Consider the following 26,790-nt stretch of genomic DNA (forward strand, 5'->3'; position numbering starts at 1 on the left):
GAGCCGCCATGAACACGACCATTGCTCAACAAATTGCCAATGAAGGCGGCGTAGAAGCTTATCTGCACGCGCAACAACACAAAAGCCTGCTGCGCTTTTTGACCTGCGGCAGCGTCGATGACGGGAAAAGCACGCTGATCGGCCGTCTGCTGCACGATACGCGTCAGATTTACGAAGATCAGCTCTCGTCCCTGCACAACGACAGTAAACGTCATGGTACCCAGGGCGAAAAACTCGACCTGGCGCTGCTGGTGGACGGCCTGCAGGCCGAGCGCGAGCAGGGCATCACCATTGATGTGGCGTATCGCTATTTCTCCACCGAGAAGCGCAAATTTATTATTGCCGACACCCCGGGGCATGAGCAGTACACCCGTAACATGGCGACCGGTGCGTCTACCTGTGAACTGGCGATCCTGCTGATTGACGCCCGTAAAGGGGTACTGGATCAGACTCGTCGCCACAGCTTTATCTCCACGTTGCTGGGGATCAAACACCTGGTGGTGGCGGTCAACAAAATGGATCTGGTGAACTTCAGCGAAGAGAAGTTTGATGAGATCCGCCAGAGTTACCTGACGTTTGCTGAACAGCTGCCGGGTAACCTGGATATTCGCTTTGTGCCGCTCTCTGCGCTGGAAGGCGACAACGTGGCTTCCCAGAGCGCGAACATGCCGTGGTATAGCGGCCCGACGCTGCTCGAAGTGCTGGAAACCGTGGAGATCCAGCGCGTGGTCGACACCCAGCCGATGCGCTTCCCGGTTCAGTACGTTAACCGTCCTAACCTTGATTTCCGCGGTTTCTCCGGCACTATCGCGTCGGGCACCGTGGCGGTCGGTCAGCGCGTTAAAGTTCTGCCGTCTGGTGTGGAATCCACCATCAGCCGTATCGTCACCTTTGATGGCGATCTGCCGCAAGCCGGTGCGGGTGAAGCGGTCACGCTGGTATTGAAAGATGAAATTGATATCAGCCGCGGCGATCTGCTGGTGGACGCTCAGGAGACGCTGGCAGCGGTGCAGGGGGCTTCCGTTGATGTGGTGTGGATGGCTGAACAACCGCTGACCGCCGGTCAGAGCTACGACATTAAAATCGCGGGTAAGAAAACCCGTGCCCGCGTGGACGGTATCCAGTTCCAGGTGGACATCAATAACCTGACCCAGCGCGACGTCACCGAACTGCCGCTGAATGGCATTGGTCTGGTCGACGTGACCTTTGACGAGCCGCTGGTGCTGGATCCCTACCAGCAGAACCCGGTAACGGGTGGGCTGATCTTTATCGATCGCCTCTCCAACGTGACCGTGGGTGCCGGTATGGTGCGTGAGCCAAATGAACAAGCTACTACGGTAGCCTCTGAGTTCAGCGCTTTTGAGCTGGAGCTGAATGCGCTGGTGCGTAAGCACTTCCCGCACTGGGATGCGCGCGATCTGCTGGGAGGCAAGTAATGGCCGCCCATGATGAGAACGTCGTCTGGCATCCTCATCCGGTCACCGTCGCGCAGCGCGAGAAACTTCACGGTCATCGTGGCGTGGTACTGTGGTTTACCGGGCTATCCGGCTCTGGTAAATCCACGGTAGCGGGCGCGCTGGAAGAGGCGCTACACCAGCAGGGGGTCAGTACCTACCTGCTGGATGGCGACAATGTGCGCCACGGCCTGTGCAGCGATTTGGGCTTCAGCGACGACGATCGTAAAGAGAATATTCGCAGGGTGGGGGAAGTGGCCAGCCTGATGGCGGATGCCGGGTTAGTGGTACTGACCGCGTTTATCTCACCGCATCGTGCCGAACGCCAGATGGTGCGCGAGCGCGTCGGGCAGGATCGCTTTATCGAAGTGTTTGTCGATACGCCGCTGGAAATTTGCGAAGCGCGCGATCCCAAAGGGCTGTATAAGAAAGCGCGTGCGGGAGAGCTGCGAAACTTCACCGGCATTGACTCGGTGTACGAAGCGCCTGAATCGCCTGAAATTCACCTGGAAGGTCAACAATTGGTAACAAATTTAGTAAGCCAATTATTAGACCTGCTCAGACGGGACGATATTATCAGATCCTGAGACGGTATCGTTCGGGAGCTGTCTTCCCGAACGATGAGTCACGGTCACAGGATCAGCTATGCGCAACAGTGAGAACTACATTATTACCACCGGGTCGGAGCCGTTAGCGACCGACGACGAGACGACCTGGTCCTTTCCTGGGGCCATAGTCGGCTTCGTCTCGTGGTTGCTGGCCCTGGGCATCCCTTTTCTTATCTACGGCGGTAATACGCTGTTCTTCTTTCTCTATACCTGGCCTTTCTTCCTGGCGCTGATGCCTGTGGCGGTTGTCGTCGGTATTGCGCTGCACTCGCTGCTTAACGGCAAACTCCTTTACAGTACCGTGGTCACGATTGTGACGGTGGTTCTGATGTTTGGTCTGTTATTTTTGTGGCTCATGGGCTAACTTCAGCCATAATTCAAACCGTAAACAACTGTGTGACGATATTGAGCAAGGCGATTCTGCGGAAAAAATGTGGTACATTTGCCCGCGATGTTGCGGCATCTCTGTTACCCCGGCAAAGAGATCTGGGGGCGTTTTGGGATGATGATGCCGTTTTTCAGGGGGCAGGATGGGTAAACTAACGCTGCTGTTGCTGGCTTTGCTGATCTGGCTGCAATATTCGCTGTGGTTCGGTAAAAACGGACTGCACGACTATAGCCGGGTAAGCGATGACGTCGCGGCTCAGCAGGCAACAAACGCCAAACTTAAGGCGCGAAACGATCAACTCTTTGCTGAAATTGATGACCTCAATGGCGGGCAAGAGGCGATTGAGGAACGCGCACGCAATGAACTCAGTATGACTAAGCCGGGCGAAACTTTTTATCGTCTGGTTCCGGATGCGTCTAAACGCAATCAGGGCTCAGCACAAAACAATCGATAATCAGGCCCAGGATTACGACATGGCAGTAACTTTTTCGGACGTATGCGCCGTGGTGCCGGCTGCGGGTTTTGGCCGGCGCATGCAGACAGAATGTCCCAAGCAATACCTCTCTATTGGCGATAAAACGATCCTCGAACACTCTGTGGCGGCGCTGCTGGCGCATCCGCGGGTGACGCGCGTGATTATCGCTATCAGCCCGGGTGATGCGCGTTTCGCGCAGTTACCGCTGGCAAATCATCCGCAGATTACCGTTGTTGACGGCGGCGCCGAGCGTGCCGATTCCGTGCTGGCGGGCATTCAGGCCGCCGGTGAGGCACCATGGGTTCTGGTCCATGACGCTGCCCGTCCGTGCCTGCATCAGGATGACCTTGCGCGCCTGCTGGCGCTTAGCGAAACCAGCCGGGTAGGTGGTATTCTTGCCGCCCCGGTACGCGACACCATGAAGCGCGCTGAGCCGGGCAAGCAGGCTATCGCACACACCGTTGAGCGCGTCGATTTATGGCACGCGCTGACCCCCCAATTTTTCCCCCGCGAATTACTCCACGACTGCTTAACGCGTGCGCTTAAAGAAGGTGCGACCATCACGGACGAAGCCTCGGCGCTGGAGTATTGCGGTTTCCATCCTGAGCTGGTTGAAGGACGCGCTGATAATATAAAAGTGACGCGTCCGGAAGATTTACAGCTCGCGGAATTTTATCTTACCCGTTCGACCCATCAGGAGAAGGCATAATGCGAATTGGACACGGTTTTGATGTACACGCCTTTGGCGGAGAAGGCCCAATTATCATTGGCGGCGTACGCATTCCTTATGAAAAAGGGCTGCTTGCGCATTCTGATGGCGACGTAGCATTACATGCCCTGACCGATGCATTGTTGGGTGCTGCGGCACTGGGCGATATCGGTAAGCTGTTCCCGGACACTGACCCGGCCTTCAAAGGTGCGGACAGCCGTGCGCTGCTGCGTGAAGCCTGGCGTCGTATTCAGGCGAAAGGCTACACCCTTGGCAACGTGGATGTGACGATCATCGCTCAGGCCCCCAAAATGCTGCCGCATATCCCGCAGATGCGCGTGTTCATTGCAGAAGATCTGGGTTGCCACATGGATGATGTTAACGTCAAAGCGACGACGACAGAGAAACTGGGCTTTACCGGTCGTGGTGAAGGGATTGCCTGTGAGGCCGTGGCGCTGCTGGTGAAGGCAAGCCAATGACGGACTTCGACAACCTGACCTGGCTGCACGGTAAACCGCAGGGGAACGGGCTGCTGAAAGCCAGCCCTGAAGATTTTGTTGTGGTGGAAGACCTGGGATTTGCGCCGGATGGCGAAGGCGAACATATCCTGGTACGCATTCTGAAAAATGGCTGCAATACCCGTTTTGTGGCCGATGCGCTGGCAAAATTCCTCAAAATTCATGCCCGCGAAGTGAGCTTTGCCGGGCAGAAAGATAAACACGCCGTCACCGAACAGTGGCTCTGCGCGCGCGTGCCGGGTAATACGATGCCTGATTTAAGCAAATTTGAGCTTGAGGGCTGTAAGGTACTGGAATATGCACGCCATAAGCGCAAACTGCGTCTGGGCGCGTTGAAGGGCAACCATTTTACGCTGGTACTGCGTGAGATTTCGGACCGTGACGATGTGGAAAAACGCCTGAACGCTATCAACGCGTGCGGCGTACCAAACTATTTTGGCGCACAGCGCTTTGGTATCGGCGGCAGCAACCTGCTCGGCGCACTGCGCTGGGCGCAAAGCGATGCCCCGGTCCGCGACAGGAATAAACGCAGTTTTTGGTTGTCGGCGGCCCGCAGTGCGTTGTTTAATCAGATTGTGAGCGAACGGCTGAAAAAACCGGACGCGAATCAAGTTGTTGTCGGCGATGCGCTACAATTAGCGGGACGCGGGAGCTGGTTTGTGGCGACGGCTGAAGAAATGGCCGATGTGCAGTCGCGCGTGGATACTCAAACGCTGATGATTACCGCAGCCTTGCCCGGCACGGGCGACTGGGGTACGCAGGGCGATGCGCTGGCTGCTGAGCAGTCTGCTGTCGCTGATATGCAGGCATTACAAACATTGCTGGTGCGGGAAAAAGTCGAGGCGGCACGCCGTGCGATGCTGCTCTATCCGCAACAGTTGAGCTGGAACTGGTGGGACGACGTAACCGTCGAGTTACGCTTCTGGCTGCCGGCAGGTAGCTTTGCCACCAGTGTTGTCAGGGAACTTATCAACACGTCGGGTGATTATGCGAATATTGCTGAGTAACGATGACGGGATCCATGCGCCGGGTATACAGACCCTGGCGAAACACCTTCGCGAATTTGCGGAAGTGCAGGTCGTGGCACCCGATCGTAACCGCAGTGGAGCGTCTAACTCTCTGACGCTGGAGTCGTCGCTTCGCACCTTTACCTTTGAAAATGGTGATATCGCCGTCCAGATGGGCACGCCGACCGACTGCGTTTTTCTGGGCGTGAACGCGCTGATGCGCCCGCGCCCGGACATCGTCGTCTCCGGTATTAACGCCGGGCCCAATCTTGGCGACGATGTGATTTACTCCGGAACCGTGGCCGCCGCCATGGAAGGGCGCCATCTGGGGTTCCCTGCGCTGGCCGTTTCGTTAAACGGCCACACGCACTACGACACGGCGGCAGCGGTGACCTGTTCTCTCCTGCGGGCGCTCAATCGCGAGCCGCTGCGTACCGGGCGCATCCTCAATATTAACGTGCCGGATCTGCCGTTGAGTGAAATCAAAGGCATTCGCGTAACGCGTTGCGGAAGCCGACACCCGGCTGACCAGGTGATCCCGCAGCAGGATCCGCGCGGCAATACGCTTTACTGGATTGGTCCTCCTGGCGACAAGTGTGACGCCGGACCGGATACCGACTTTGCCGCCGTTGATGAAGGATATGTCTCGGTTACGCCGCTGCATGTAGATTTAACCGCGTATAGTGCGCATGATGTGGTGTCGTGTTGGCTGGATCGCGCAGGAGTGAACGCGCAATGGTAAGCAAACGTGTACAAACTCTTCTGGAACAGCTACGCGCTCAGGGGATCCGCGACGAGCATGTGCTCGACGCGCTCGCCCAGGTGCCGCGTGAGAAATTTGTAGACGAGGCGTTTGAACACAAAGCGTGGGAAAACGTGGCGCTGCCTATCGGGCAGGGCCAGACGATTTCACAGCCTTACATGGTGGCGCGTATGACGGAGCTGCTGGAGCTCACGCCCCATTCGCGCGTGCTGGAAATTGGCACCGGGTCGGGGTACCAAACCGCGATCCTGGCGCATCTGGTGCACCATGTTTGCTCCGTTGAGCGTATTAAAGGTTTGCAGTGGCAGGCGCGTCGTCGCCTGAAACAACTTGATTTACATAACGTTTCGACACGACACGGTGATGGATGGCAGGGTTGGCAGGCACGCGCCCCGTTTGACGCGATCATCGTGACGGCTGCTCCACCTGAAATTCCCGCTGCTCTGTTATCGCAGCTGGATGAAGGCGGCATTCTTGTTCTGCCTGTCGGGGACGAGCAACAGCTCCTGAAGCGCGTTCGTCGGCGTGGCGGCGAGTTTATTATCGATACCGTGGAAGCCGTGCGCTTTGTTCCTCTGGTAAAGGGGGAGTTGGCCTGAGACTCAGAATTATCCAGGGTTATTAAGGCAAATTCAGCGTATGGTGTGGCGCGAAAGATTCGTGTCATCACGGTAAATTTTAAGTCACTGGTAGTTAACACATTCCTGGGGGATAAATGAGCGCGGGAAGCCCTAAATTCACCATCAGCCGTGTTGCGGCATTATCACTGGTTTCGCTCTGGCTGGCAGGCTGTACAAGTTCTAATAATGCACCTGCGCCCGTCAGTTCCGTGGGGGGATCCAGCAGCTCGGGTAACACGTCCAGCGGAATGTTGATCACGCCTCCGCCTAAAATGGGTACTGCTGCGGCACAACAAAATCCGCCCATTCAGCCAATGCAGCCTCCTGTTACGCAGCCAACACAGGTTCAGCCAGTGGAACACCCTGTGCAGACTCAAAATGGCCGCATAGTGTATAACCGCCAGTATGGGAACATTCCGAAAGGTAGCTATACCGGTGGGAGCACCTATACCGTAAAACGCGGCGACACGCTGTTCTATATTGCGTGGATCACCGGGAACGATTTCCGTGACCTGGCGCAGCGTAATAACGTCCAGGCCCCGTATGGTCTGGAAGTCGGCCAGACGCTCCAGGTGGGCAATGCGACGGGTACGCCGCTCACGCCTGGCAACACCGTTTCAGCGGCCGATGTCACTGCACAAAATAACAGCGTTAAGCCTGCACAAAAATCCACCACGGTGGTTGCTTCACAACCGGTAATTACGTATTCTGAGGATTCAGGTGATCAGACTGCTAACAAAATGTTGCCGAATAATAAAGGGACTGCGACTGTTGTCACAGCACCGACTACGGCACCTGTGGTTAGCTCTACTGAACCGACTGCCAGCAGTATGACCTCCAGTTCGCCAATTTCTGCATGGCGCTGGCCAACTGACGGCAAGGTTATCGAAAACTTCTCTTCCTCCGAGGGAGGAAATAAAGGGATCGATATCGCAGGTAATAAGGGACAGGCTATTATCGCGACCGCAGACGGTCGTGTGGTATATGCCGGTAACGCTCTGCGCGGTTACGGTAATCTTATTATCATCAAACATAACGATGATTACCTGAGTGCCTACGCCCATAACGACACAATGCTGGTCCGGGAACAACAAGAAGTTAAGGCGGGGCAAAAAATCGCTACCATGGGTAGCACCGGCACCAGTTCTACACGCTTGCATTTTGAAATTCGTTACAAGGGGAAATCCGTAAACCCGCTGCAGTATTTGCCGCAGCGATAAGTTGACGGGGCATGCCAGCCAGGGTGTCTCGTTCAGGGATCACGGGTAGGAGCCACCTTATGAGTCAGAATACGCTGAAAGTTCATGATTTAAATGAAGATGCGGAATTTGATGAGAACGGAGCAGAGGCTTTTGATGAAAAAGCCTTAGTAGAAGAGGAACCCAGTGATAACGATTTGGCTGAAGAAGAGCTGTTATCGCAGGGCGCCACACAGCGTGTACTGGACGCGACTCAGCTTTACCTTGGGGAGATTGGTTACTCCCCACTGTTAACGGCCGAAGAAGAAGTCTATTTCGCACGTCGTGCTTTGCGTGGTGATGTTGCCTCGCGCCGTCGCATGATTGAAAGTAACTTGCGTCTGGTCGTGAAAATTGCCCGTCGTTACGGCAATCGAGGTCTGGCTCTACTGGACCTGATTGAAGAGGGCAACTTAGGTCTCATCCGCGCAGTTGAGAAGTTTGACCCGGAACGCGGGTTCCGTTTCTCAACCTACGCGACCTGGTGGATTCGTCAGACCATCGAACGGGCGATTATGAACCAAACCCGTACGATTCGCCTGCCGATTCACATCGTCAAAGAGTTGAACGTCTATCTGCGTACTGCGCGCGAGTTGTCCCATAAACTGGACCACGAGCCAAGCGCGGAAGAGATCGCCGAACAACTTGATAAACCGGTTGATGACGTAAGCCGTATGCTGCGTCTCAACGAGCGCATTACCTCCGTTGACACCCCGTTGGGTGGCGACTCCGAAAAAGCGCTGCTGGACATCCTGGCCGATGAAAAAGACAACGGTCCGGAAGACACCACGCAGGACGATGACATGAAACAGAGCATCGTCAAATGGCTGTTCGAACTGAACGCCAAACAGCGTGAAGTGCTGGCACGTCGTTTCGGTTTACTGGGGTATGAAGCTGCAACACTGGAAGACGTCGGCCGCGAAATTGGCCTGACCCGTGAACGTGTTCGTCAGATTCAGGTTGAAGGTCTGCGTCGCCTGCGTGAAATCCTGCAGGGACAAGGTCTGAATATCGAAGCGCTGTTCCGCGAATAAGCAATCTTTCATCAAAAAAGGCCCGTCGTGAGACGGGCCTTTTTCTTTTGCGTTACGGTTGTGCCGTTTCGTGCAGCAAACGCCACGTTATCTTGCCATCCTTCTGATTGAGCACGGCGGTTGACCAGCGCACATTGACGGGCTGATCCGGGCGAGTTTGCGTTTCCCGGTAGTGAAGCACTGCGCCGTTGGCCCACGTCTGTAGCGTCGTTATCTCATCAAGAACAATCTCCAGACCAGGACGGCTGCCGCGCTGAAGGTCCAGGAAACCGACCAGCGCGTTATAGTCAAAATGGACGCCACCTGGGGTGAGCATCATAAAATCCGGCTGAAAGTGGGCAAGCAGGGCGTCAACATCCCCTTCGCCCTTACCCAACCAGTTCTCCAGCTTAACGTGAACGTCGATAATGTCCTGTTCGAAATGGGTCATGGTTTCTCCTGTTGCACCTCTGAAAGCACCTGCGTGTTGTTAAGACGAAAGACGTACACGACGGGCAGTAATGTGATGGCCGCAGCAACACTAAACATCCCGTGCCATGCGGCGAGCGGCGTGAAAAACGCCAGTGTCAGGTTCAGCACCTGCGAGAGCAGGAATGCCCCGGCAAAAAAACTGATCTGACGATTAAGATTCCATAGCGCGCTGGCGTCAGGCATATCGTCGCGCGCCGTCGTTAAAAATGCGCTGCTTTGCGCCGTACTGCTGCAAAGACTGCCGCCCGCGCCCATTAACGTAAACGCGACGCCAGGTAACAACACTGTGGTAGTCGGGTTGACGTTAAGCAGCAGTAAAACGCCCAGCGCCTGTAACAGGCAACCCACGACAATGAGAGGCCGGGGACCCACGCGGTTAAAATAACGTCCGGTCGCGGTGATCGCCATAAACGAGGCCAGAGACCATGGCAGCATCAGCATCCCCGTTGCGGCAGGTGTCATGTGCGCCTCGCTCTGAAGATAATACATCCCCGTGACGTTCACCCCAATAAACATGCCGGGTACGCACAAATAGACAAGCATGGAAAAACGCAGCAGCGGGTCGGCCAGCAGGGGCAGGTTTAACAGCCTGCTCGCTTTCACGGGGGGCCTCTCATTCTTAAGCCACACGCAGGCCAGGAAAAACGTCACGGCGGCGACAGGCGTTGTGGCAAAAAATATCCATCGCCAGCTGAGTGCCTGAACCAGCACTCCCCCCACGGCGGGTGAGCATGCAGGCGCAAGCAATGCAACCAGCATGACCGCTGAGGAGAGCCTGGCACGCTCATGGGGTTTAAACTGTTGCCAGGTCAGCGCCTGTCCGACCGGGATCAGTAAACCCCCTCCCATGCCCTGCAGCACTCGCCAGGCAATCAGGCTCTCAAGTGAGGATGACAAACCTGCCGCAACGGAGGCGGCGCTAAAGAGAAAAAGCGAAAGCAGAATGACATGCTTCGGCCCGAGCCTGCGCGTCAGCAGGGTGCTGAAGGGGATGACGAGTGTCAGACCGGCAATATAGCCGTTACTGACCCAGGCAAGCGATGAGGGCGTGGCGTTGAACGCCTGAGCCATTGCCGGGAAAGCGACGCTGGCGATAAACATATTAATTAAATCAAGAAAAAAGCCCAGCAGATAGACAACGGCGACTTTGCTGCGATACGACATGGCGGCACCTCCAGTGAGGGGCGTATCGTATCGGGCAGGGAGGTACGGATAAACGTTATAAAGCGCGATATACTGTCAAAAAATTTTTGACAGTAATAGGGCTGACCATGATTAATTTGCAGCGTACCGCGATGTTTGTCGCCGTCGCAGATACCGGCAGTTTCACCGCCGCAGCAGAGGCAATGGGGCTGACAAAAGCGGTGGTCAGCTTCAATATCCGCCAGCTGGAAGATGAACTGGGTGTCACCCTGTTGCTGCGTTCCACCCGCCGACTGACGTTAACCGAGGCAGGGAGGCTTTTCCATCAACGGAGCGTCGTGCTTTTAAAGGACGCGGAACGCCTGAAGGACGACGTCCGTGCAAACCACGCAGGTCTCACGGGGGAGTTGCGGATCACCACCACACCGGAGTACGGCTCGCAGGTTGTGGTCCCGTTACTGGCTGAGTTTAGCCAGCAACACCCGGACCTTCGCGTGCGTCACGTTTCGTCTTCACTGCATGCCGATTTGATTTCAGAGCGCTTTGATGTCGCCATCCGGCTGGGAACCCTTGCCGATTCACGCTATCACGCGGCACTGATAACGCAGTTCACTATTTTCCCCGTAGCGACGCCCGGCTGGCTGCGTAACCATCCTGTAGAATCGCTTGAACAGCTGGCGAAAGCTGAATGGATTATTCATGAGCGCTTAGCCTCGCCGCTGCGCTGGCAGGTGAACAATGCCAGCGGTGAGCCCGCCACGCTGGAAATTAAAAAAGCACCGCGTTTGTTTGCGGACAGTGCTCAGGCGCTGATGGCTTTTGCGCTCGCGGGATGCGGTGTGGCGCTGTTGCCGGAGTGGCTGGCGCGCCATGCGCTTGATGACGGTAAGCTGGTGTCGGTTTTACCGGAATATACCTTTGCGCGGCAGGGCATCTATGCGGTTTATCCCGATGCCCCGCATGTGCCCGCGAAAGTGCGCACCTTTATCGATTTTATGCGCACCCGGGTTAACTAGTCGCGCATCATTTTTTTGACGAGTGCGGAGAATTGCGCCCGCTCGTCGTTGCTCAGCCGCCCTAAAAACGCCTCGTCCACGTCATTGCCGATCGGTTTACAGCTGGCAAGCAGCGCTTCACCTTCCGGCGTCAGGAAGACGAAACGACGGCGCTTGTCCGCCGGATCGTGCTCGCGTTTTACCAGTCCACGCGCCTCCATGCGGCTCAGCATCTCCGCGAGCGTCGCCTTTGTGCTGACCGCCACTTCTGTCAGAGCAACTTGCTCAATCCCCGGGTTTTCGGCAATAGACCGCAATACCGCGTACTGCGGTTTGGTCAGTTCCGGCAATGCATGTTGCCAACGGGCAGTATGCTGTTGAAAAAGCTGGCGTAACAGGTGAAACGCCTCTTGTCTCAGTTCCATGAACACTCCGACGAAAAATTCTCTCCCTATGATAGCCGCTCTTGCCCAGGATTTTAACGCGGCAATTTTTAGCAATTAATGTGATCGTGTACGAACAATATTGTCAGAAACAGGATCCGGGAGTAACGTATTTAACATGTTCGTATACGAACGAATTCATTGAGGTGCTGAATGAGATTGATAGTTGGAATGACGGGCGCAACGGGCGCGCCGCTGGGCGTAGCGTTGCTGCAGGCATTACGTGACATGCCGGAGGTGGAGACCCATCTGGTCATGTCGAAATGGGCAAAAACCACCATTGAGCTGGAGACGCCCTACACCGCACATGATGTGGCTGCGCTGGCCGATGTTGTCCACAGCCCGGCCGATCAGGCTGCCACTATCTCATCCGGCTCGTTTCGCACCGACGGCATGATCGTCATTCCCTGCAGTATGAAAACCCTGGCAGGCATTCGCGCAGGCTACGCCGAAGGACTGGTGGGCCGTGCGGCAGATGTGGTGCTGAAAGAGGGGCGCAAACTGGTGCTGGTTCCTCGTGAAACCCCGCTCAGCACCATTCATCTCGAGAATATGCTCGCACTGTCCCGTATGGGCGTGGCAATGGTGCCGCCGATGCCCGCGTATTACAACCACCCGCAGACCGCCGACGATATCACCCATCACATTGTGACCCGCGTGCTCGACCAGTTTGGTCTGGAGCACAAAAAAGCGCGCCGCTGGAACGGGTTGCGGGAAGCAAAACATTTTTCACAGGAGAATAAAGATGGCATTTGATGATTTGAGAAGCTTCCTGCAGGCGCTCGATGAGCAAGGGCAACTGCTGAAAATTGAAGAAGAGGTGAATGCAGAACCGGACCTGGCCGCGGCAGCCAATGCCACAGGCCGTATTGGCGACGGCGCACCGGCGCTGTGGTTCGATAATATTCGCGGGTTTACCGATGCCAGGGTGGTAATGAACACCATTGGTTCCTGGCAGAATCACGCTATTTCTATGGGACTGCCCGCGAACACCCCCGTCAAAAAACAGATTGATGAGTTTATTCGCCGCTGGGATAAATTCCCCGTCACGCCAGAGCGCCGTGCAGATCCCGCCTGGGCTCAAAATACGGTGGAGGGTGAAGACATTAACCTTTTCGACATCCTGCCGCTGTTCCGTCTGAACGACGGTGACGGCGGTTTTTACCTCGACAAAGCGTGCGTCGTTTCACGCGATCCGCTTGATGCGGATAACTTCGGCAAGCAGAACGTCGGTATCTATCGCATGGAAGTGAAGGGAAAACGCAAGCTGGGTCTGCAACCGGTTCCGATGCACGATATCGCCCTGCATTTGCATAAAGCGGAAGAGCGCGGTGAAGATCTGCCGGTCGCGATTACGCTTGGCAATGATCCGATTATTACACTTATGGGCGCGACGCCGCTGAAATACGATCAATCTGAGTATGAGATGGCCGGTGCGCTGCGCGAAAGCCCCTATCCCATTGCGACGGCACCGCTGACCGGCTTTGATGTACCGTGGGGATCTGAAGTCATTCTGGAAGGGGTGATTGAAGGCCGCAAGCGCGAAATCGAAGGACCCTTTGGTGAGTTTACCGGGCACTACTCTGGTGGCCGTAACATGACGGTGGTGCGTATTGATAAAGTGTCTTACCGCACAAAACCCATTTTTGAATCCCTCTACCTCGGCATGCCGTGGACCGAAATTGACTACCTGATGGGCCCGGCTACCTGTGTACCGCTCTACCAGCAGCTGAAAGCAGAATTTCCGGAAGTGCAGGCGGTCAATGCCATGTATACCCACGGTTTGCTGGCGATTATCTCCACCAAAAAACGCTACGGTGGCTTTGCCCGCGCAGTCGGCTTACGTGCTATGACCACGCCGCACGGCCTGGGCTACGTGAAGATGGTGATTATGGTGGATGAAGACGTTGACCCGTTCAACCTGCCGCAGGTGATGTGGGCGCTGTCCTCGAAGGTGAACCCGGCGGGCGATCTGGTGCAGTTGTCGAATATGTCGGTGCTTGAACTGGACCCGGGCTCCAGCCCGGCAGGCATTACCGACAAACTGATTATTGATGCCACCACGCCTGTTGCACCCGACAACCGGGGCCACTTCAGCCAGCCGGTACAGGATTTACCTGAAACCAAAGCCTGGGCTGAAAAACTGACCGCGATGCTGGCTGCACGCCAATAAGGAGGAAAAGATGATATGTCCACGTTGTGCTGATGAGCATATTGAGGTGATGGCAACATCACCGGTGAAAGGGGTCTGGACTGTCTATCAGTGCCAGCATTGTCTGTATACCTGGCGTGACACGGAGCCGCTACGCCGGACCCACCGCGATCATTATCCGCAAGCGTTTCGCATGACGCAGAAGGATATCGATGACGCACCACAGGTGCCGACGATCCCGCCGTTACTGGCCGACGATAAGCGCTAAAAAAAAGCCGGGAGGCGGTTTCGCCTTACCCGGCCTGTTTGTTTCAGATACCGCTACTTCCCGGCAGGCCCGGTAAGCATTGCGCCACCGGGTGCAGACTACACCAGGCTTTTCAGGCGATAAATCCACTCCAGCGCCTGACGCGGCGTGAGCGAGTCCGGATCGAGATTTTCCAGCGCCTCAACGGCCGGTGAAGTCTCTTCAGCCGGGGCTAGCAACGACATTTGCGTGCCATCAATCTGCGTGGCCGCGGCATTCGGTGACAGGCTCTCCAGCTCACGCAATTTCTGGCGCGCACGTTTTATCACCTCTTTTGGAACCCCCGCCAGCGCGGCCACGGCCAGGCCATAGCTCTTGCTCGCGGCACCATCCTGTACGGTGTGCATAAAGGCGATGGTATCGCCGTGTTCCAGCGCATCGAGGTGGACGTTTGCCACGCCTTCCATCTTTTCTGGCAACTGTGTCAGCTCGAAATAGTGGGTTGCGAACAGCGTCATTGCCTTGATCTTATTGGCAAGGTTTTCAGCGCAGGCCCATGCCAGTGACAGACCATCATAGGTTGATGTTCCGCGCCCGACTTCGTCCATCAACACCAGGCTGTATTCGGTCGCGTTATGCAGAATATTGGCGGTTTCGGTCATCTCCACCATAAAGGTTGAGCGGCCGCTGGCCAGATCGTCCGCTGCCCCGACACGGGTAAAGATACGGTCGATAGGGCCAATCTCCACTTTTTGCGCAGGAACGTAGCTGCCGATATAGGCGAGCAGAGCGATAAGCGCTGTCTGGCGCATATAGGTACTTTTACCGCCCATGTTTGGACCGGTAATGATCAGCATTCTTCTCTGTGGCGACAGGCTTAGCGGGTTGGCGATGAACGGCTCGTTCAGCACCCGTTCCACAACCGGATGACGGCCTTCGGTGATGCGAATACCGGGTTTATCGGTAAAGGTCGGGCAGGTGTAGTTCAGCGTTTCAGCGCGTTCTGCCAGGTTGACCAGCACGTCCAGCTCTGCCAGCGCGCTGGCGCTTGACTGCAGGTCTGCAAGGTGCGGCATCAGCATGTCGAACAGCTCTTCATACAGCTGTTTCTCCAGCGCCAGCGCCTTGCCTTTCGAGGTGAGAACTTTGTCCTCGTACTCTTTCAGTTCAGGGATAATGTAACGCTCAGCGTTTTTCAGCGTCTGGCGGCGCACGTAGTGGATGGGGGCCAGATGGCTTTGTCCACGGCTGATCTGAATGTAGTAACCGTGAACCGCGTTATAGCCCACTTTGAGGGTATCGAGCCCAAGGCGTTCGCGCTCGCGAATTTCCAGCTTATCCAGGTAGTCCGTGGCACCGTCGGCCAGCGCACGCCATTCATCCAGCTCTTCGTTGTAGCCCGGGGCAATTACACCGCCGTCACGCACCAGAACCGGAGGGGCGTCAATAATGGCGCGTTCGAGCAGCTCGCGCAGCTCGCTAAATTCACCCATGGTTTCACGCAGTTTCTGCACCGGCGCGCTATGCACATCGGCGAGCAGGCTGCGCAATTCCGGCAACTGCTGGAAGGCATGACGCATGCGGGCGAGGTCGCGCGGACGTGCCGTACGCAGCGCCAGACGCGCAAGAATACGCTCCAGATCGCCGACCTGGCGCAGCACGGGCTGCAGTTCATTGTAGCGATCCTGCAATGCGGCAATCGTCTGCTGACGACAGGTAAGCGTGTCGGTATCGCGAATGGGCATATGCAGCCAGCGTTTTAACATACGGCTGCCCATCGGCGTCACCGTGCTGTCGAGGACGGAAGCGAGGGTGTTTTCCGCGCCTCCGGCCAGATTCTGGGTGATCTCCAGATTACGACGCGTCGCGGCATCCATAATGATGCTGTCCTGCTGACGCTCCATCGTGATCGAGCGGATATGCGGCAGGGTGGTGCGCTGAGTATCTTTGACGTACTGCAGCAGGCAACCCGCGGCACACAGTCCGCGCGGGGCATTTTCCACACCAAAGCCAATCAGATCGCGGGTGCCAAACTGCAGATTCAACTGCTGGCGCGCGGTATCAATTTCGAACTCCCACAGCGGACGACGGCGCAGACCGCGGCGGCCTTCAATCAGCGCCATCTCGGCAAAATCTTCGGCATAGAGCAGTTCTGCCGGGTTCGTGCGCTGCAATTCAGCCGCCATCGTTTCACGATCTGCCGGTTCACTCAGACGAAAACGTCCGGAGCTGATATCCAGCGTCGCATAACCGAAACCTTTGCCGTCCTGCCACAGTGCCGCCAGCAGGTTATCCTGGCGCTCCTGCAGCAGGGCTTCGTCGCTGATCGTACCAGGCGTGACGATGCGCACGACTTTGCGCTCAACCGGCCCTTTTGAGGTTGCCGGATCGCCGATCTGTTCGCAGATGGCGACTGACTCACCCTGATTCACCAGTTTCGCAAGGTAGTTTTCTACCGCGTGATGCGGAATACCGGCCATGGGAATGGGCTCGCCTGCAGATGCGCCACGCCGGGTCAGCGAGATGTCGAGCAGCTGCGACGCACGTCTGGCATCGTCATAAAATAGCTCGTAAAAATCGCCCATACGGTAGAACAGCAAGATTTCCGGATGCTGTGCTTTCAGCTTCAGGTACTGCTGCATCATCGGCGTATGTGCGTCGAAATTGTCGATTGTGCTCATGGAGTTATGATGTCCATTTCTTTGAAAATAATACGCTTTGGGCGGCTCAGTGGCCGTTAGTTCCTTCTATTGTCGCATGAAAAAAAGGTACGGCGCAGAAAAATGTCGCGGCTTTACGAGGTGCCTTCCTGCACTAACTCAATGACAATTTTTCCATGCTCAACCCCTACTCTGACCTGCGAATGGGTGGTAAACCCCGCTTTTTCAAGCCAGTCGCCCTTTAAGCTCAGCGCCGCATGCACGCTGTAGCGTTTGGGTATCTTGGTGTTACGGTCTTCATGACGCTTTCTGAAATACCCCACTTTCAAATGACGATAGGATTTGGTGATAGCGATCTCGTGCATACGGCCTCCGGACAACGTGGACAAGGGTCATTCCTGACGCTGTATAAAATACCAGTGATTTACTGCAGGCGTGGGCTTAATACTGGAATCAGCCTTCAGAAAACAGAATGCAACACCTGAAATCAGTAGCTGAAAGGCGTATTATAAATGCACTTTATTGTCTGGTGAGCCGTTATGTCCGGAAAACGCATTGCACGTGAGAAAGCGACGATCGCGAAAATGATCGCGCTGTATGAAACACAGTGTCCCCAGGCTTCGCAGGAAGAGGGGCATTATCAGGCGCTGAAAGCGTATGCCAATAAGCGCCTGGATAAATGCGTTTTTGGTGAGGAAAAACCCGCCTGTAAACAGTGCCCCGTTCACTGCTATCAGCCTGCCAGGCGCGAAGAGATGAAGCAGGTGATGCGCTGGGCTGGCCCACGTATGTTATGGCGTCATCCCATCCTGACGGTACGCCACCTGATGGATGACCGTCGCCCGGTACCGGAATTACCGGAAAAGTATCGCCCGAAAAAGTAACCGTTCAGGCGCTTCGCTGACAACCGTATCCCAACGCCTGCATGCGGGATCTCAGCCAGAATGACGCTACACCAGGCTCTCTTTATCAATCCCGAGACGTTTCATGCGCGAGAGCAGCGTGGTGCGTTTTAGCCCCAGTCGCTGGGCGGCACCTTTCGGTCCGGCCACGACACCGTTAGTCTCTTTCAGCACGCGCATGATCAGCTGATATTCGTCTTCACCTTCCTGCGCCACGTCGGTGGCTGTAACCGGGGTTTCGGGCAGGGAAACTTCGGGCAGGGAGAGTTGCAGTACGTTACCGCGCGTCAGCAATACCGCACGTTCAATGACGTTTTCCAGTTCACGGACGTTACCCGGCCACTCCATCGAGGAGAGGGTACGTAGCGTCTCGGCGGGGATACTGTCGATGTTGCGGCCCATCCGGCGGGCTATTTTGGCGGTAAACGCTTTGACCAGCAGAGGGATATCTTCCGGCCGTTCACGCAGGGGCGGCAGGCAGATTGGGAAGACGTTCAGGCGATAATAGAGGTCGCTTCGAAACTCGCGGTCGGCGACCATTTTTTTCAGGTCGCGGTTGGTGGCGGCAATGAGCCGCACGTCAGTCTGGATAAGTTTGTTACTGCCAAGACGTTCAAACTCCTGCTCCTGCAAGACGCGAAGCAGTTTGGGCTGCAGCTCCAGAGGCATGTCGCCCACTTCATCAAGGAACAACGAGCTTTTGTCCGCCAGCTCGAAACGGCCCAGACGCTGGCTGCTGGCACCGGTAAACGCGCCGCGTTCGTGGCCAAAGAGATCGCTTTCCAGCAGGCCTGCGGGCATAGCGGCGCAGTTCATCTTCACCATGCGGCGGCTGTTACGGTTGCTGAGGTTGTGGATCGCACGGGCAATCAGCTCTTTACCGGTGCCGGTTTCACCGAGGATCAGCACCGTACTGTCACTTTGCGCCACCATCTCCACCTGTTTCAGCACGCTGTACATGGCATCGCTGCGGCCGATGATTTCGCCAAACTCGCTGTCCACGTTGTTGAGCTGTTCCGTCAGCGCCAGGTTTTCATCCACCAGCCGTTCTTTCAGACGGTGGATCTCCTGATAGGCCAGCGCGTTATCCAGTGCGATGGAGATACGCTCGGCAATCTGGCGCAACAGTTTCAGGTTGGCGGTGGTAAAGACGCCCTCTTCACACTGCGCCAGCTTCAGGACACCAAGCATAGTATTGCCGGACATCAGCGGCAGCAGGCACAGCGTCTGGATTTTATTCCCCCAGGTGTTAAACAGCATCCGCTCATAAGGCGCGAGCGCATCCTGCTCGTTGAGGTTGAGCAGCAGGATCTCTTTGCTTTTAAATACCCGCTCAGAGAGCGTGCCCGCCTCATCCACTTCACTCTGTTCGTGGGCGGGGTTTGCCTCATCAAGATAGTGGGTGGAGTAGATGTTCAGCTTGCCTTTCCGGTGCCCCCGGAGCGCAATACTGATGGCGTCGATTTTGAAATAGTGGTGGATCTCTTTTGAGACTTCGCTGACCAGCTCATCCATATCGAGGCGCGAAAGCACCGCGTTGGTGATGGCCACCAGGATCCGGAAATTGTCACGTTCGCGGCTCAGCAGGTCGTAATCCACATTATTGGTGACGCGGCTTTGAATTTGCTCTGCGACCACGGCCACAATCTGGGTGAAGGTGTGCAGACGCTCGTATTCCGCCTCGCTCCACGGCTGGTCGGTGTGACGAATAAACTCGCAGCCGCCGAAGATATGCCCTTCCACCGCCAGTGGCAGCAGGCTGTAGTGGCCGAAAGGCGGGTATAACTGACTCTGCGCCAGCATCGGCCACGCTTCGCGGAATTCCTCAAAATTGCAGTGCAGCGCCTCCGGGCGGGAAAGAATACGCCGGACAGGACCATGAGCGAGGTAGGTTTCATCCTCGTACTCAAACGCTTTGCCATTGTCGCGCGTTGAATAGTAGCTCGCGCGATGGCTTGCGCTATGCCAGAGCACAATTGCGGCGCTGTCTGCCAGCGCTGATTGCCTGACCAGCCGCGTCAGGGCATCGCTCAGCGCGCCAAGATCGGGCTGCTGTAAAAGTGTGCGCGTAATGTCAAACAGGCCCTGCTGTCCAAGATCGCTCATCGGTGTATACGGCATATTGCTTTCCAATAGAAACTGGCAAAAAAGAGAAAGTCAGTGCTGACCGCTTTTGGCGCGGTTCTAGCAAATGCGGGGTAAAGGTTCCGCGTGCGGCAGATCCAGCGTCCGCTTGACGCCATACAACCCGGTCAGGCGCACCCCTTTGCGCTCAACCACTTCACCAATCAGCGCGGCCTCTTTCCCGAAAGGATGTGCCCGCAGCTGTTCAAGTACGGATTCGGCCGCCGCGCGCTCCACGCCAATGACCAGCTTGCCTTCATTTGCAAAGTTTAGCGGGTCGAGCCCGAGGAGTTCGCACAAGCCGCGAACGGCAGGCTTAACGGGCAGCGCGCGTTCAGTGAGTTCGATACCCAGACCGCAGCGCGCCGCGAACTCATGTACCACGGCGTTAACCCCGCCGCGGGTCGCATCGCGCAGGGCTTTCACGCCTGGAAGGGAACGCAGGGTCTGGATAAGCGGGGTCAGTACCGCGCAATCACTGCGTAATTCTCCGTCCAGCCCCAGGCCTTCACGCAGGTTCAGGATCGTCGCCCCGTGGCAGCCCAGCGATCCGCTGACGATCAGCACGTCGCCGACGGCAAGCTGCTGCGCGCCCCAGTGAATGTCGGCAGGGATCGCCCCCATGCCGGCGGTATTGATGAACAGTTTGTCGGCTGCGCCACGCTGGACCACTTTGGTGTCGCCGGTGACGATGGCGATACCCGCCTCGCGTGCCGTGTGCGCCATGCTGCTGACGACCGCAGAGAGCGTCTCCATCGGCAGCCCCTCTTCAAGGATAAAGCCGCAGGAGAGAAAGTGCGGAACAGCACCGCTGACGGCCACGTCGTTTGCCGTACCGCAGACCGCGAGCTTGCCGATATCGCCGCCCGGGAAGAACAGCGGGTCAATCACGTAGCTGTCGGTGGAAAAGGCCAGCCTGTCGCCCTGCGCGGTCAGGGTGGAGAGGTCAATGCGGGCCTGATCCTCCTGCTCCGCCAGCCAGGGGTTATCAAACGCGTCCATAAACAGACGGTTAATCAGCTGCTGCATCGCCAGGCCGCCGCTGCCGTGTGCCATTTCAACCGTATTCATGCTTCAGACTCCTGATTGCGATACTGATACCACGCGGCACACGCCCCTTCGGAAGAGACCATCAGCGCGCCAAAAGCCGTTTGCGGGTTACAGGTGTTGCCAAATAACGGGCAGTGATGGGGTTTGCATTTGCCGGTGAGCACTTCGCCACAGCGGGCCCGCGGGTCGTCCCACACCTGTTGCGGCTGCGGGCGGAAGTGGGCTTCGGCGTCGAACGACCGGTAGGCTGGCGTCAGGCGCACGCCGGACTCAGCAATCAGCCCCAGACCACGCCATTCGCTGTCGCCCTCGACGCTAAATACCTCGGCTATCGCCTGCTGGGCCACCACATTTCCACTGTCGGGGACGACACGGCGGTACTGATTTTCTACTGCACTCTGGGCTGCTATTTTCTGCTCAACCAGCATGGTCACGCCTTGCAGTAGATCAAGAGGTTCGAAACCAGCCACCACTAAAGGCCGTTCGAACTGTTCAGCGATAAAGCCGTAGGCCGCCGTCCCGATAACCATGCTGACATGGCCCGGCGCCAGAAAAGCGTCAATTCCGTTGTCCGGCTCTTCAAGCAGGCTGCGTAACGTCGGGATGAGCGTAATGTGCTGGCAAAAAAAGAAAAAGTTATCAATGTCGCGGGCTTTGGCCTGCTGCAGCGTGATGGCCGTGGCGGGCATAGTGGTTTCAAAACCAAGCCCGAAAAAGACGACCTTGCGACCGGGGTTATGGGTGGCCAGCGTCAGGGCGTCCATCGGCGAGTACACGATCCTGATATCCGCGCCCTGGGCTTTTGCCTGCAGCAGCGAGCCGTTTTTGCCCGGCACGCGCATCGCATCGCCAAAGGTACAGAAAATCACGTCAGGCTGGTGGGCTATCTCAAGGCAGGCGTCGATGCGTCCCATCGGCAGGACGCACACCGGGCAGCCGGGGCCATGGATAAACTCGATGTTTTCCGGCAGAAGCTGGTCGAGGCCAAATTTAAAGATGGCATGCGTATGCCCGCCGCAGACTTCCATAATACGCAGCGGCTTTTCGGCGGTATAGCTCAGCAGTGCCGCCCGTGTTTTCAGATGTTCAATCAGCTGCATCACCTGCTCAGGCGCGCGATATTCATCAACGTAGCGCATGGTTTACCGCTCCTCGCCGTACAGCAATGCCCCGACGTCCGGCTCCACGTCGAACATATTCTGAAGGGCATCGAGCGTGTCTCGGGCCTCCGTTTCGTTGATGATGCTCATGGCAAACCCCACGTGCACTAGCACCCACTGACCGAGGCGTGAGGCGCCGGTTTCGTCGGTGCTGCCGACGAGCGTCAGGTCGACGTCGCGCAATATGCCGCACACCTCAACGCGGGCCTGATTCCCGTCAATGGCGTGAATTTGTCCGGGGACGCCTATGCACATCGTTCGCTCTCCAGCCAGTTCAGCCAGGCGTCCATCCCATCGCCGCGGGTGGCGGATACCAGCATAATGTCAATATCCGGGTTCACTTCACGGGCATAGGCCATGCATTTATCCACGTCGAAATTCAGGTACGGCAGCAGGTCAACTTTGTTCAGCAACATCAGCGAAGCGGCGGCAAACATATGCGGATATTTAAGCGGCTTGTCTTCACCTTCGGTCACCGAGAGCACCGCGACCTTATGTCGCTCACCGAGATCGAAGCTGGCCGGACAGACCAGGTTGCCCACGTTCTCAATAAACAGGATGCCGTTGTCCGCCAGCGGCAAGCGCGGCGTGGCGTCGGCAATCATTTGTGCATCCAGATGGCAGCCTTTACCCGTATTAACCTGAATGGCGGGCGTGCCGGTTTCGCGAATACGCGCGGCGTCGTTCACCGTCTGCTGATCGCCTTCGATCACCGCGCAGGAGATGCGTCCGTTCAGGCGGTGGAGCGTTTGTGTCAGCAGCGTGGTTTTGCCGGAGCCGGGGCTGGAGACCAGGTTCAGGACCAGCTGTTTACGCGTGGCAAAGCGGGCGCGGTTGCGTGCTGCAATCTGGTTGTTTTTATCCAGAACGTTGATTTCCACCTCCAGCATCTGACGCTGGCTGAGCCCCGGTGCGTGGGTACCGGCGATGCCATGCCCGTAATGCAGGTCGCCCGCAGCGGAGTGTCGGGGGGCGAAGGTGATACCGGTTAATGCCGCTGCAGGGCGAGGGGCAGGTGAAAAGGGTGCGGAGCGAAACGCGGCGTGAGGACGGTGTTCATCCCCTTCTATATACAGGTTGCCTTCAGCGCAACCGCAGGTACTACACATATTTTACTCCTTCTCGATTTCGAGACGTTGGATCTGCATGCCGTCATCCGCCACGATGCGAAGCTCGCTGCTCTGGCACTGCGGACAGCGCTGAACCTTCGATGAAAGCAGAGTGACGTATTGCTGACACTGCGCGCACCAGCACTCCGCCTGCTGTTCTTCAATATGAAGTTCACAGCCTTCCGCCAGCGTGCCGCGGCACACCAGCTCAAAGCAGAAGGTCAGGGCGCTGGTTTCAACGCAGGAAAAGGCCCCGACCTGTAGCCAGACACCGGTGACGCGTTTTGCATTGTTTGCCCGCGCCTGCTGTTCAATTAACTCGACGGCCCGCTGGCAGAGGGTGATTTCGTGCATGACGCCTCCTCAATGAATTGCCCCGATAATGCAATAACGGTGCCAGCTTGATTTTTGTTAAGGCGTGACGATGTCAATGCTGTCGAAATGACACGTCGACACGGCGCGATTGACACGCTTATTTTGATTAAAATAGTTAAAAATCAATGCATTAAAAACTGGCATGGAATCTGCTTAATAGCCGCTATCTCCATTAACCGGATACCTTTTATGACTATTTGGGAAATTAGCGAAAAAGCGGATTACATTGCGCAGCGCCATCAGCAGTTACAGGAGCAGTGGCACCTTTACTGCAACTCTCTGATTCAGGGCATCACCCTGTCAAAAGCCCGTCTTCACCACGCCATGAGCTGTGCAGCGCAGGGGGATATGCGCTTTGTGCTCTTCGGCCATTTCACGATAAACGTCACCCTGGCAGACACCTTCAACAGCCACACCATCGAGTACTACGTCGAAACAAAAGAAGGTGAAAAACAGTGTATTGCGAAGGCGCAGCTGATGGCCGACGGGATGGTCGATGGTCACGTCAGTAACCGCGATCGCCAGCAGGTGCTGGAGCACTATCTGGAAAAAATCGCGCCGGTTTATAACGGCCTGTACGCCGCTGTTGAACACGATCTCCCGGTCAACCTGAAACAGCTGATGGATGGAAATCCCTCAGCGAACGTGGCCTGACCATTGCGTGTCGAGAAGTGTCGACAAGACAGTTTTTCGTCAAAAATGACTATCACCAGAGGATGACCCGGTGAACCGTTTTGTAATTGCTGACTCGACGGTCTGTATTGGCTGTCGAACCTGTGAGGCGGCCTGTTCGGAAACGCACCGTCAGCACGGGCTACAGTCCATGCCGCGCCTGCGCGTCATGCGTAATGAAAAAGAGTCTGCGCCGCAGCTCTGCCACCACTGTGAAGATGCCCCCTGCGCGGGAGTCTGTCCTGTTAATGCCATCACCCGTGTCGAGGGGGCAGTGCAGCTGAATGAAAGTCTGTGCGTGAGCTGCAAACTGTGCGGCATTGCCTGCCCGTTCGGCGCGATTGAATTTTCCGGCAGCCGTCCACTGCATATCCCGGCGAATGCCAACTCCCCGAAAGCGCCGCCAGCGCCACCTGCGCCGGCGAAGGTGAGCACGCTGCTTGACTGGGTTCCCGGCGTGCGTGCCGTTGCGGTCAAATGCGACCTGTGCAGCTTTGATGAACAAGGGCCAGCCTGTGTGCGTACCTGCCCGACGAAGGCGCTGATTCTGGTCAATATTCGCGACATCGTTCGCACCAGTAAACGTAAGCGTGAGCTGACCATTAACAGTGATTTCGGCGATCTTTCTCTGCTTCAGGCGCTGAACGAGGGGGCGAAATGAACGCGGTGATGATGATTACCAGCGCGGTGGCCTATTTTGCCGCCGCCGCTGTGTTGGCCTTGATCTTCTCTTTCCATAAAACCCTGAGCGGCTGGATAGCCGGTATCGGCGGGGCGGTTGGCAGCGTGATGACGCTGGTGGCCGGTGGCCTCGTGTTAACAGGCGGACAATCTGTCGAAGCGGTGATGCCGCTGATACGGCACACCGTTGAAATTACGCCGCTGAATGCCATCTGGCTGGTGACCTTTGGTCTGTGCGGCGTGTTTATCAGCCTGTTTAATATTGACTGGCACCGCCATCAGCACACCCAGCCCAACGGTCTGCTGGTCAATCTGCTGATGGCCGCGGCGGTCTGTACCGTGACTGCCAGCAACCTCGGCGCGCTGGTGGTGATGGCCGAGATCATGGCGCTGTGCGGCGTGTTCCTTACGGGCTGTAGCACCTCCGGCAAACTGTGGTTTGCGCTGGGGCGTCTTGGCACGTTGCTGCTGGCACTGGCCTGCTGGCTGGTGTGGCAGCGCTTCGGCACGCTGGACTTCTCCGCCCTTAACGGCCAGTCGCTCGGGAATGATGTCTGGCTCCTTGGCGTGATCGGCTTTGGCCTGCTGGCCGGGATTATCCCGCTGCACGGCTGGGTGCCACAGGCACATGCACATGCCTCCGCGCCTGCCGCAGCGCTCTTCTCGACGGTTGTCATGAAGGTGGGTCTGTTCGGCATTCTGACGATAACGCTCACCGGTGGGCAGCCGCCGCTGTGGTGGGGCGTTGTACTGCTGGTAGCCGGGATGATCACCGCCTTCGTCGGCGGCCTGTACGCCCTGATGGAGCACAATATCCAGCGTCTGCTGGCGTACCACACCCTTGAGAACATCGGCATCATCCTGCTGGGTATTGGCGCAGGCGTTACCGGGCTGGCGCTCAATCAACCGGCGCTGATTGCGGCCGGCTTTATCGGCGGCCTGTATCACCTGATCAACCACAGCCTGTTTAAAAGCACCCTGTTCCTCGGGGCAGGTAGCGTCTGGTTCCGCACCGGTCATCGCGATATCGAAAAACTCGGCGGCATCGGCAAAAAAATGCCCGTTATCTCTCTGTGCATGCTGGTGGGGCTGATGGCAATGGCTGCGCTGCCGCCGCTGAACGGCTTTGCCGGCGAGTGGGTTATCTATCAGTCCTTCTTCGCACTCGGTCAGAGCGAGGTGTTTATCGCCCGGTTGCTCGGCCCGCTGCTGGCGGTTGGGCTGGCGATAACCGGTGCGCTGGCGGTGATGTGTATGGCTAAAGTTTACGGCGTGACCTTCCTGGGGGCACCGCGCACGCGTGAGGCCGAAAACGCCTGCTGTGCGCCGGCATTGATGGGGGCGAGCGTTGTCGCGCTGGCGCTGTGCTGCATCGCGGGCGGGGTGGCCGCCCCGTGGCTTCTGCCGCTGCTGGGTAACGCCATTCCTCTGCCGCTCACCACGGCGCATACCGCGGTGTCCCAGCCGATGATTGCGCTGCTGCTGATTGCCGCGCCGCTGCTGCCGTTCGTGCTGATGCTGTTCTTCAGACGCGACCGCCTCTCCTCTCGAGCACGCGGTACCGCCTGGGCTTGCGGTTACGCACACGAGCAATCCATGGTGATCACAGCGCACGGCTTTGCCATGCCGGTCAAAGAGAACTTTGCCGCGGTGCTGAAACTGCGGGACTGGCTTAACCCGGTGGGGTGGGTGCCGGGCTGGCAGAGCGCTACCGTGCCCGTGCTGTTCCGCCGACTGGCGTTGATCGAGCTGGCGGTACTGGTTGTGATTGTGATTTCACGAGGAGCCTGAC

30 protein-coding genes are annotated in these 26,790 nt (G+C 56.9%); 19 read left to right on the plus strand and 11 right to left on the minus strand.

The annotated features are described in order from the left end of the window. Window positions 1-8: 8 nt before the first annotated feature. From cysN to rpoS, 11 genes are all read left to right on the plus strand, one after another. On the plus strand, window positions 9-1,436 hold the full coding sequence (gene cysN / locus BJP35_RS05940) for a sulfate adenylyltransferase subunit CysN (RefSeq protein WP_047743522.1): 1,428 nt from the start codon (window positions 9-11) through the stop codon (window positions 1,434-1,436). Then, a complete protein-coding gene (cysC, locus tag BJP35_RS05945; protein WP_014171397.1) occupies window positions 1,436-2,041 on the plus strand; it encodes an adenylyl-sulfate kinase in 606 nt (201 codons plus the stop codon). The genes cysN and cysC overlap by 1 nt, the downstream gene beginning before the upstream one ends. Before the next feature lie 58 nt (window positions 2,042-2,099). Then, window positions 2,100-2,426, plus strand: a complete 327-nt coding sequence (locus tag BJP35_RS05950) for a DUF3561 family protein (protein ID WP_014171396.1) — start codon at window positions 2,100-2,102, stop codon at window positions 2,424-2,426. A gap of 166 nt (window positions 2,427-2,592) precedes the next feature. Further along, entirely contained in the window at window positions 2,593-2,904 is a 312-nt protein-coding gene (gene ftsB, locus BJP35_RS05955) for a cell division protein FtsB (RefSeq protein ID WP_008499609.1), read from the plus strand. Window positions 2,905-2,923: 19 nt separating this feature from the next. Then, window positions 2,924-3,634 carry a 2-C-methyl-D-erythritol 4-phosphate cytidylyltransferase gene (gene ispD / locus BJP35_RS05960; RefSeq protein WP_040018909.1) on the plus strand — a complete coding sequence of 237 codons (711 nt, stop codon included), beginning with the start codon at window positions 2,924-2,926 and terminating at the stop codon, window positions 3,632-3,634. Continuing rightward, the gene (ispF, locus tag BJP35_RS05965; RefSeq protein ID WP_014171394.1) at window positions 3,634-4,113 is read left to right on the plus strand and encodes a 2-C-methyl-D-erythritol 2,4-cyclodiphosphate synthase; all 480 of its coding nucleotides are present in this window, start codon (window positions 3,634-3,636) and stop codon (window positions 4,111-4,113) included. Before ispD ends, ispF begins: the two co-directional genes overlap by 1 nt. Then, window positions 4,110-5,159 carry a tRNA pseudouridine(13) synthase TruD gene (gene truD, locus BJP35_RS05970; protein ID WP_014171393.1) on the plus strand — a complete coding sequence of 350 codons (1,050 nt, stop codon included), beginning with the start codon at window positions 4,110-4,112 and terminating at the stop codon, window positions 5,157-5,159. Before ispF ends, truD begins: the two co-directional genes overlap by 4 nt. Beyond that, complete coding sequence (gene surE / locus BJP35_RS05975) at window positions 5,140-5,901, plus strand: 5'/3'-nucleotidase SurE (RefSeq protein WP_047743520.1); 762 nt, start codon at window positions 5,140-5,142, stop codon at window positions 5,899-5,901. The genes truD and surE overlap by 20 nt, the downstream gene beginning before the upstream one ends. Continuing rightward, a complete protein-coding gene (locus BJP35_RS05980; RefSeq protein ID WP_020883820.1) occupies window positions 5,895-6,521 on the plus strand; it encodes a protein-L-isoaspartate(D-aspartate) O-methyltransferase in 627 nt (208 codons plus the stop codon). Before surE ends, BJP35_RS05980 begins: the two co-directional genes overlap by 7 nt. Window positions 6,522-6,637: 116 nt before the next feature. After that, window positions 6,638-7,762, plus strand: coding sequence for a murein hydrolase activator NlpD (gene nlpD, locus BJP35_RS05985; protein ID WP_020883821.1), 1,125 nt, complete (start codon window positions 6,638-6,640; stop codon window positions 7,760-7,762). A 59-nt stretch (window positions 7,763-7,821) separates the two neighbouring features. Further along, window positions 7,822-8,814 (plus strand): RNA polymerase sigma factor RpoS, encoded by a 993-nt coding sequence (rpoS, locus tag BJP35_RS05990; RefSeq protein ID WP_013098493.1) that lies wholly within the window; start codon window positions 7,822-7,824, stop codon window positions 8,812-8,814. Window positions 8,815-8,866: 52 nt separating this feature from the next. Here the strand turns inward: rpoS and BJP35_RS05995 are convergent, their stop codons facing one another. Both BJP35_RS05995 and BJP35_RS06000 read right to left on the minus strand, forming a co-directional pair. Continuing rightward, complete coding sequence (locus BJP35_RS05995; protein ID WP_047743518.1) at window positions 8,867-9,244, minus strand: DUF4440 domain-containing protein; 378 nt, start codon at window positions 9,242-9,244, stop codon at window positions 8,867-8,869. After that, window positions 9,241-10,449, minus strand: coding sequence for an MFS transporter (locus tag BJP35_RS06000; protein WP_047743516.1), 1,209 nt, complete (start codon window positions 10,447-10,449; stop codon window positions 9,241-9,243). Before BJP35_RS06000 ends, BJP35_RS05995 begins: the two co-directional genes overlap by 4 nt. Window positions 10,450-10,556: 107 nt before the next feature. Between BJP35_RS06000 and BJP35_RS06005 the strand changes: the two genes are divergently transcribed. Beyond that, window positions 10,557-11,444: a LysR family transcriptional regulator gene (locus BJP35_RS06005; RefSeq protein WP_047743514.1), complete on the plus strand. Its 888-nt coding sequence runs from the start codon at window positions 10,557-10,559 to the stop codon at window positions 11,442-11,444. Here the strand turns inward: BJP35_RS06005 and BJP35_RS06010 are convergent. After that, a complete protein-coding gene (locus tag BJP35_RS06010; RefSeq protein ID WP_025203368.1) occupies window positions 11,441-11,848 on the minus strand; it encodes a MarR family winged helix-turn-helix transcriptional regulator in 408 nt (135 codons plus the stop codon). The genes BJP35_RS06005 and BJP35_RS06010 overlap by 4 nt on opposite strands. A gap of 171 nt (window positions 11,849-12,019) precedes the next feature. Between BJP35_RS06010 and BJP35_RS06015 the strand changes: the two genes are divergently transcribed. The 3 genes from BJP35_RS06015 to BJP35_RS06025 are packed head-to-tail and all read left to right on the plus strand — an operon-like array spanning window position 12,020 to window position 14,286. Continuing rightward, entirely contained in the window at window positions 12,020-12,622 is a 603-nt protein-coding gene (locus BJP35_RS06015; RefSeq protein ID WP_047743512.1) for a non-oxidative hydroxyarylic acid decarboxylases subunit B, read from the plus strand. Then, window positions 12,612-14,039 carry a non-oxidative hydroxyarylic acid decarboxylases subunit C gene (locus BJP35_RS06020; RefSeq protein WP_025203369.1) on the plus strand — a complete coding sequence of 476 codons (1,428 nt, stop codon included), beginning with the start codon at window positions 12,612-12,614 and terminating at the stop codon, window positions 14,037-14,039. The genes BJP35_RS06015 and BJP35_RS06020 overlap by 11 nt, the downstream gene beginning before the upstream one ends. A 10-nt stretch (window positions 14,040-14,049) precedes the next feature. Then, the gene (locus BJP35_RS06025) at window positions 14,050-14,286 is read left to right on the plus strand and encodes a non-oxidative hydroxyarylic acid decarboxylases subunit D (protein WP_014171381.1); all 237 of its coding nucleotides are present in this window, start codon (window positions 14,050-14,052) and stop codon (window positions 14,284-14,286) included. A 98-nt stretch (window positions 14,287-14,384) separates the two neighbouring features. Here BJP35_RS06025 and mutS read toward each other — a convergent pair whose 3' ends face one another. Further along, window positions 14,385-16,946, minus strand: a complete 2,562-nt coding sequence (gene mutS / locus BJP35_RS06030; RefSeq protein ID WP_086462955.1) for a DNA mismatch repair protein MutS — start codon at window positions 16,944-16,946, stop codon at window positions 14,385-14,387. Between the two features lie 113 nt (window positions 16,947-17,059). After that, the gene (locus BJP35_RS06035; RefSeq protein WP_020883826.1) at window positions 17,060-17,290 is read right to left on the minus strand and encodes a SymE family type I addiction module toxin; all 231 of its coding nucleotides are present in this window, start codon (window positions 17,288-17,290) and stop codon (window positions 17,060-17,062) included. Between the two features lie 174 nt (window positions 17,291-17,464). Between BJP35_RS06035 and BJP35_RS06040 the strand changes: the two genes are divergently transcribed. Then, window positions 17,465-17,809, plus strand: a complete 345-nt coding sequence (locus BJP35_RS06040; RefSeq protein ID WP_025203370.1) for a nitrous oxide-stimulated promoter family protein — start codon at window positions 17,465-17,467, stop codon at window positions 17,807-17,809. 66 nt (window positions 17,810-17,875) lie between these two features. Here the strand turns inward: BJP35_RS06040 and flhA are convergent, their stop codons facing one another. The 6 genes from flhA to hypA all read right to left on the minus strand — a co-directional run bounded on the left by flhA (window position 17,876) and on the right by hypA (window position 23,624). Next, window positions 17,876-19,948, minus strand: coding sequence for a formate hydrogenlyase transcriptional activator FlhA (gene flhA, locus BJP35_RS06045; protein ID WP_020883827.1), 2,073 nt, complete (start codon window positions 19,946-19,948; stop codon window positions 17,876-17,878). A gap of 63 nt (window positions 19,949-20,011) precedes the next feature. Next, entirely contained in the window at window positions 20,012-21,022 is a 1,011-nt protein-coding gene (gene hypE, locus BJP35_RS06050) for a hydrogenase expression/formation protein HypE (protein WP_086462956.1), read from the minus strand. Then, window positions 21,019-22,140, minus strand: a complete 1,122-nt coding sequence (hypD, locus tag BJP35_RS06055; protein WP_086462957.1) for a hydrogenase formation protein HypD — start codon at window positions 22,138-22,140, stop codon at window positions 21,019-21,021. Before hypD ends, hypE begins: the two co-directional genes overlap by 4 nt. A 3-nt stretch (window positions 22,141-22,143) precedes the next feature. Further along, window positions 22,144-22,416, minus strand: coding sequence for a HypC/HybG/HupF family hydrogenase formation chaperone (locus tag BJP35_RS06060; RefSeq protein ID WP_032678854.1), 273 nt, complete (start codon window positions 22,414-22,416; stop codon window positions 22,144-22,146). Continuing rightward, on the minus strand, window positions 22,407-23,270 hold the full coding sequence (gene hypB, locus BJP35_RS06065; RefSeq protein ID WP_086462958.1) for a hydrogenase nickel incorporation protein HypB: 864 nt from the start codon (window positions 23,268-23,270) through the stop codon (window positions 22,407-22,409). The genes BJP35_RS06060 and hypB overlap by 10 nt, the downstream gene beginning before the upstream one ends. Before the next feature lie 3 nt (window positions 23,271-23,273). Continuing rightward, on the minus strand, window positions 23,274-23,624 hold the full coding sequence (gene hypA / locus BJP35_RS06070) for a hydrogenase maturation nickel metallochaperone HypA (RefSeq protein ID WP_014171370.1): 351 nt from the start codon (window positions 23,622-23,624) through the stop codon (window positions 23,274-23,276). Window positions 23,625-23,834: 210 nt separating this feature from the next. Here hypA and hycA point away from each other — a divergent pair, with 210 nt between their 5' ends. The 3 genes from hycA to hycC all read left to right on the plus strand — a co-directional run bounded on the left by hycA (window position 23,835) and on the right by hycC (window position 26,789). Further along, on the plus strand, window positions 23,835-24,299 hold the full coding sequence (gene hycA, locus BJP35_RS06075; RefSeq protein ID WP_086462959.1) for a formate hydrogenlyase regulator HycA: 465 nt from the start codon (window positions 23,835-23,837) through the stop codon (window positions 24,297-24,299). Between the two features lie 70 nt (window positions 24,300-24,369). Beyond that, complete coding sequence (locus tag BJP35_RS06080; RefSeq protein WP_014171368.1) at window positions 24,370-24,978, plus strand: 4Fe-4S dicluster domain-containing protein; 609 nt, start codon at window positions 24,370-24,372, stop codon at window positions 24,976-24,978. Beyond that, window positions 24,975-26,789: a formate hydrogenlyase subunit 3 gene (gene hycC / locus BJP35_RS06085; RefSeq protein WP_086462960.1), complete on the plus strand. Its 1,815-nt coding sequence runs from the start codon at window positions 24,975-24,977 to the stop codon at window positions 26,787-26,789. The genes BJP35_RS06080 and hycC overlap by 4 nt, the downstream gene beginning before the upstream one ends. Window position 26,790 lies beyond the last annotated feature (1 nt).

It is taken from the genome of Enterobacter sp. J49 (assembly GCF_002148625.1).
Classification (GTDB): domain Bacteria; phylum Pseudomonadota; class Gammaproteobacteria; order Enterobacterales; family Enterobacteriaceae; genus Enterobacter; species Enterobacter ludwigii.